Origin of the sequence: Synechococcus sp. R55.2 (genome assembly GCF_047462075.1) — a bacterium.
In the GTDB taxonomy this organism is placed as follows: domain Bacteria; phylum Cyanobacteriota; class Cyanobacteriia; order Thermostichales; family Thermostichaceae; genus Thermostichus.
This window is the reverse complement of sequence record NZ_JANSIH010000196.1, coordinates 1-6001: the sequence shown is the minus strand read 5'-3', so window position 1 is coordinate 6001 and position 6001 is coordinate 1. Positions and strand designations below refer to the sequence as shown.

Below are 6001 nucleotides of genomic sequence, written 5' to 3'. Positions count from 1 at the left end.
TGTCAGTTTATGAACAACTGGGAGTTCTCAGGCTAGATCGACCAGAATCTTTATAATCTTTAAACTAAACTTCTTCTCTGAATAGCTTACTAACTCTACAATCGTCTGAATAAAATTTGGAGTTTGGGCAAAATAAGTTGAGGAAAAATTTAAGGTGAGTTGATTCGTCTTTTTCGACTTCATGAGATTTCTATAGATAAGCAAGACTCCTGTAAAACAAGAGATATGTCTGTATTGACTGTAGTAAGTGTCGCCGGAAAATTGCAATGCTGAAACTCAAGCCTGGTATGAAAGTCTTGGAAGCTGAGCCAATTTCTACATCTCAGTTAGCTTCTCGGATTCGAGAGGAGGGAGTGGCCATTCTACGCAATGTGATTGACAAAGAAACCTGCGCGGCCTTGATAGACATTATTGAACGATTGCGGGCGAAGCCAAGCCCTCACTTTCGCACTCTTTCTCCGCCCACAGAGCCCATTACCCAAAGTGACTTGTTCCGCTGGCAGGAAGATGAAACCCTGGCAAAACTGGTTACAGAGGGGGTTCTGCCTCAACTTGCCGCACACATATTGGACACGAATAAGGTAATTTTATTGGAGGATCAATTTTTCTATTCTGAGCCAGGATGCCAATTTACTAGCCCTTGGCATCAGGATCACTCTTACCATCCTCTCGAACCTTGGTTTCTAACATTCTGGATCCCTCTAGATCCAGTTGACAGCGACCATGGGTTGCGTGCCGTGGTGGGATCCCATCGGGGGCCTCTTTACGCACCGGTGGAATTTTCTGCGGCAGAGGCGACTTTAGCAGGGGACGGGACAAGCCTGAAGGCTGTTCCTGATATTGATGAGCTGGAAGCAGTCGGGTCTAACATCCTTGCCCCTAGCTTTGAGGCAGGAGATGTGATGATTCTACACTCCAAGACTCTTCATGCAGGTGGAAAAGCTTGTCCATCGGTTTTTCGTCGGCTCTCGATTCGCTATGCGCATCCAGAAATACACTACGTTCAACGGGCCTGGCCAATCGCATCCTTCTGGCAGGAACCATAGAAATACCAGCGGGGTTATGACGGCCAAAACCACATGTTGGAATTGGCCGCTACTCAGCCCGACAAATCGCCCCAGACAAGCGGCAGGCTTCCATAGAGTACAGGCAGGGAAATCACATTATTTCGGATGTGTCAGGGCTGAGCCGCAGGTTTTGGTCAAAGAGAGCTGAGGGGTCTGTCTGAGAATTTTGGGCGATCTATTCAGGGCGAACCTAGAGGGGGCGATGTCTGTCGAACCAGCGCATCAGCATTGCAGCCAAGCGTTCGGGGTTGTGGCGCACCAAGCCGGTCTCTGGATCCTCTTGCATGACGTTAGCCAAAACGGCACGGCAGCCCAGGTAAGCCAGTTTGTCGGGATCCAGCACCACAAACTCAGAACCGCTGCGGCGGTAATGCTCCAAAGCGCGCGGGGAGGGTGGCTCCCGCTGCACCAGCACGCCGTCAAATAGGCGCACTCCTGCCACCCGATCCAAAGCCATGACGTGATCCCCAACGGTATAGCCGTCGGTTTCCCCCGGCTCGGTCATGATGTTGCAGACGTAGATGTGGGGGGCCATATTTTTGGCCAGAGCTTCCACAATTTCCGGTACCAACAGGTTAGGGATGATGCTGGTGTAGAGGCTACCCGGCCCCAGCACCACAAACTCTGCCGCCTCAATAGCCTCGATGACTTCCGGTAGGGCGGGAGGGTTGGGGGGGTCACAGCCGATTCGGCAAATGCGTCCTCCGGCTTTGGCAATGTTGGACTCTCCCACCACGCGGCGGCCATCGCTCAGCTCCGCCCAAAGGGTGACATCCGCCAGGGTGGCCGGCAGCACCCGCCCCTGAATGGCCAAGACTTGTGAGGTGGCAGTGATGGCCCGAATCAAGTCGCCGCCGGTTACCGCGGTGAGGGCAGTGATGAACAGGTTGCCGAAGCTGTGGCCGCTTAGCCCTTCCCCCGACTGGAAGCGATATTGAAACAGCTCGGTGAGCAGCTTTTCCTCGTTGGCCAGAGCAGTCAGACAGTTGCGGATATCGCCGGGGGGCAAAACGCCGATCTCCCGCCGCAGACGCCCTGAGGATCCCCCGTCATCGGCCACCGTGACAATTGCTGTGATGTTGGAGCTGTAGCGCTTCAGACCCCGCAGCAGGTTGGAGAGGCCGGTGCCGCCCCCCAGTACCACAATGCGGGGACCACGGCTGAGACGCCGCCGCGACAACAGCTTATCCACCAGCGCTTCATCTCCCTCGGGGATCAGCACATCCTCGATGGAGCGCATGGCGCTGCGAAACCCCAGCACCACCATCACCAGCCCGATCCCGGTCACCAGGGGGCCACTGATGTTGTTCGGGATCCAAGTGGTAATCAAGCGCAGGGTGATGTCGATCAGCCGTTTTAAGCGAAAGATGGGGGTCAACTCCGTCCAGATGGCGATGCCCAGCACCATCAGCAGCACGCCCCCAACCGCCAGGCTCAGCCAGCGTTTGACAGCCAAACCGGGAAAGAGCCATTTCCAGCCACTTCCCGACCAAGCAGCCTTGCGGCGACGAATGCCCCAAACAGGGGACTTGTTGCTGGGCAGGGGCTTAGCCATGGGAAGGTGCAGGAACGCCGGCCAAAGGGATCCTAACCTGTTGCTGCGCAACGCCAACTTCGCCGGGCACCGGGCCAAAGCGGGCTTCCAGCTCCCGCTGAGAGTCGAGCAGATGGCGATGCTGAACCTGAACATTCAGGTCGGGAAGAACGTGGTTGCCGGCAGGGACAGTCCAAGGCTGCAAATCCTGGGCCAGGCGCTCCACCAGGGCCACCGAGCGGTGCTGACCGCCGGTACAGCCGATAGCCAAAGTCAGGTGGGGGCGACGCTCTGCGCGGTAGTGGGGCCAAAACGCTTTGATCAGGGACAAGATGTGCTGGTAGGTGGATTGTGTGATGGGATCCGCAAACAAGAACTCCTGCAGCAGGGGATCCTGCCCGGTAAGGCGGCGCAGATGGGGCTGAAAGAAGGGGTTGGGCAAAAAGCGCACATCAAATAGCAAGTTGGCATCGGGGGGAACGCCGTACTTGAAACCGAAGCTGACCAACCTTAGGTTGAGGGGCTGGGGGATCCCTTGCACCAGAGCTTGCAATTGCTGCCGCAGTTGCTGGGCATTGAGGTCGGAGGTATCCAACCAGTGGGTGCAGCGTTCCCGCACCGGGGCCAGAGCCAGCCGCTCTTGCTCAATGGCCTCCCACAAACCGGCAGCTTCCCCGTAGGGATGGGGACGGCGGTGGGCGCTGAGACGGTTGAGCAACACTGGGGAGCGGGCCTCCAAGAATAGGAAAGGGATCCCTTGCGATTGCACCCAAGCAGCCAGGGTGGGAACTTGATCCCGGTACTCCTGGGCGTGGAGATTCAAGCTGATGGCCAAAGCAGCGTGATGGGTCCGCATCGCCTCAACCAAGGGGATCACCTGGGCAGGCGGGATCCCTTCTAGGCTGGTGTACCCCAGTTGTTCCAACTGCTGGATGGCCAAAGTTTTCCCGGATCCCGTCAGGCCGGCAATGACCAGAACGGGGGGCGCGACTGACATGGGTTTATCCTGCATGGAGCTTATTCTAGGGCGAGAGGCGGCCAAAACAAGCGCCGGAAGAATGGGGGGCTCAGCCACGCGGGGCGCCTAGAAACCATCATCTCAGGCCGGCGAGGCTTTTGTAGCTTTTTTATCCATTTTCTCATCCGGTGCCGCCGGTCTCAGGAGGGGAGCGCTGGGGCAGAGATCCGCCAAAAAACATTGCTGGCACAGAGGCTTGCGGGCAGTGCAGACGGCCCGTCCGTGGTCGATCAGACGGATAGACCAGTTCTCCCAATCCGCCTGCGGCAACAACTGCTTCAGATCCTTTTCGATGCGCACGGGATCCTCGTGCTCAGTGAGGCCGAGGCGGCGGCTGAGGCGCTTGACATGGGTATCGACGGTAACCCCGGCATGGATGCCAAAAGCATGAGCCAACACCACATTGGCCGTCTTGCGGGCTACGCCGGGTAGGGTGAGCAGCTCCGGCATGGTGCGGGGCACTTGGCCACCGAAATGGCTTAAGATCCTGCGGCAGGCTTCCTGAATGTGCTTGGCCTTGTTGCGATAGAAGCCGGTGGAATGGATGAGAGCCTCGATCTCCTCTCGCGGCGCTGTCGCCAGGGCCTGGGCATCCGGGAAGCGACGAAACAGCTCCGGCGTCACCTGATTCACCCGCTCATCCGTACACTGAGCGGAGAGGATGGTTGCCACCAAGAGCTGCAGCGGCGTCTGGTAGTGGAGGGCACAGGTGGAGTTGGGGTAGTGGCGCTTCAGCCGGAGCAGGATCTCCAAAGCTCGCTGGCGCAAGGCCCGTTTGCTGGCCATCTTCCCCTAGCCCGACCCGGTGACAATGGCGAGGGTGTCTTTGAAGAGCAGCACCACCCCCAATCCCAGCAACAACACCAAGCCCGTCTGCATCACCCGCTCCTCCAGATGCTTGGGCAGCCGTTTGCCGCGAATCGCCTCCAGGATCAAAAAGGCAATGTGTCCCCCGTCCAAGGCGGGCAGGGGCAACAGGTTGAGAAAGGCCAGGTTAATGCTAATCAAAGCGGTGAAATTAAACAGGCTGGCGGCGTCATCGCGGGCCAGATCCGCCCCAATCTTGACGATCCCCACCGGGCCGGAGACCTGAGCAGCCGTGCTTTGGAAATTCTGCAGCAACTGCCGCAAGCCGTTCAGATTGAGCATCACCACCCGCTGGTAGGCATTTCCCGCCTCCGTGAGGATCTCAGCCACACTCTGAGGGGGACGCAAGGTCACCTCCTGGTGGGGGGCCAAGGTCACTCCAATGGCCACCGTCTCTCCCCGCACCTCTGGGATCACCGTCAATTGCAGGGGATCCCCTTCCCCGCGCTGCACCTCCAGGGGAATGGGCCGGTTCTCGCTGCTGCGGATCAGCACCTGAAAATCGTTCAGAGCTGCCAAGGCCGCCGTCTCGTCGGCAATCCCCCTGTAATCGCGATCGGCTGCCTGCAACACCACATCCCCTGCCTTCAGGCCGGCCCGCTCCGCCGGGCTATCGGGCATCACCTGAGGGATGAGAATGCCGGGATGGAGGCGCGTTACCGAGGGGATCCCCACCGAGGCGAACATCAACACCAGCACCAGATAGGCGAAGAGCAGGTTGGCCATCACCCCCGCACTCATCACCACCAGGCGATCCAGCACGGGGCGGTTTTTCAGCAGATCCGGGTCGTCGGGCGGGTAGGGGGAATGTTCATCCTCGTCAGGAAAGCCCACGTAGCCCCCCAGCGGCAGGGCGCGAATGGCGTACTCCGTCTCCTTGCCCTGGTATCGCCACAGCACTGGGCCAAACCCCAGCGAGAAGCGGTTGACGTGGATCCCTTGGAGTTTGGCTGCCGCAAAATGGCCTGCCTCGTGCACCAGGATCAGCAGGGCGAGAATGGCAATGGAGAGGAGAACAGACATGCGCTAGCTCTGAAAGATGCACAGAAGCAAGGAAGTGGGGAGCAGAGAGCCGCCCGAGATGGCTGGAGACTATCGATCAAGGCACACAATTGAACACTTGAGTAAAGAATCCCAAAGGAATCTCACAAAAACCCACAGCAGAAGAGGGAGCCTCTCAGAATACCTGCTCCACCTCCAAAATGTCGGGAATGCTCTCCCGCAACTTGCGCTCAATGCCCATCTTCAGAGTCAGGGTTGAGCTGGGGCAGGCTCCACAGGCCCCCTGCAGGCGCAGCTTGACCACCGGGCCATCGATTTCCACCAATTCCACATTGCCCCCATCGGCCATCAAGTAAGGACGCAGCTCGTCCAGGACTTTCTCGACGTTCTCGGTATTGAGTTCCAGTGCTTGTGCCATGGTTGCTTTTAGCCTCGTTGAGATTTGGATTGTAGCGGTTTCTGATACATTCACGCTGAACTCTCCTGAACATGGTTCAGGAAAGAAGCGATCGC

At 58.1% G+C, this 6001-nt stretch carries 6 protein-coding genes; 1 reads left to right on the top strand and 5 read right to left on the bottom strand.

All coding sequences use genetic code 11. From position 1 onward, the window contains the following. Positions 1-266: 266 nt before the first annotated feature. Complete coding sequence (locus tag NW838_RS06770; RefSeq protein ID WP_414356607.1) at positions 267-1046, top strand: phytanoyl-CoA dioxygenase family protein; 780 nt, start codon at positions 267-269, stop codon at positions 1044-1046. 211 nt (positions 1047-1257) lie between these two features. On the opposite strand, the gene NW838_RS06765 is transcribed toward NW838_RS06770, so the two are convergent. From NW838_RS06765 to NW838_RS06745, 5 genes are all read right to left on the bottom strand, one after another. Beyond that, positions 1258-2622, bottom strand: a complete 1365-nt coding sequence (locus NW838_RS06765) for a gluconeogenesis factor YvcK family protein (protein WP_414356608.1) — start codon at positions 2620-2622, stop codon at positions 1258-1260. Continuing rightward, complete coding sequence (gene rapZ, locus NW838_RS06760) at positions 2615-3598, bottom strand: RNase adapter RapZ (RefSeq protein ID WP_414427743.1); 984 nt, start codon at positions 3596-3598, stop codon at positions 2615-2617. The genes NW838_RS06765 and rapZ overlap by 8 nt, the downstream gene beginning before the upstream one ends. 102 nt (positions 3599-3700) lie before the next feature. Continuing rightward, positions 3701-4405: an endonuclease III gene (gene nth, locus NW838_RS06755; protein ID WP_414427742.1), complete on the bottom strand. Its 705-nt coding sequence runs from the start codon at positions 4403-4405 to the stop codon at positions 3701-3703. A gap of 6 nt (positions 4406-4411) precedes the next feature. After that, entirely contained in the window at positions 4412-5509 is a 1098-nt protein-coding gene (rseP, locus tag NW838_RS06750; protein ID WP_414356611.1) for an RIP metalloprotease RseP, read from the bottom strand. 154 nt (positions 5510-5663) lie between these two features. Beyond that, on the bottom strand, positions 5664-5906 hold the full coding sequence (locus NW838_RS06745) for a NifU family protein (RefSeq protein ID WP_414356613.1): 243 nt from the start codon (positions 5904-5906) through the stop codon (positions 5664-5666). Between the last annotated feature and the right edge of the window lie 95 nt (positions 5907-6001).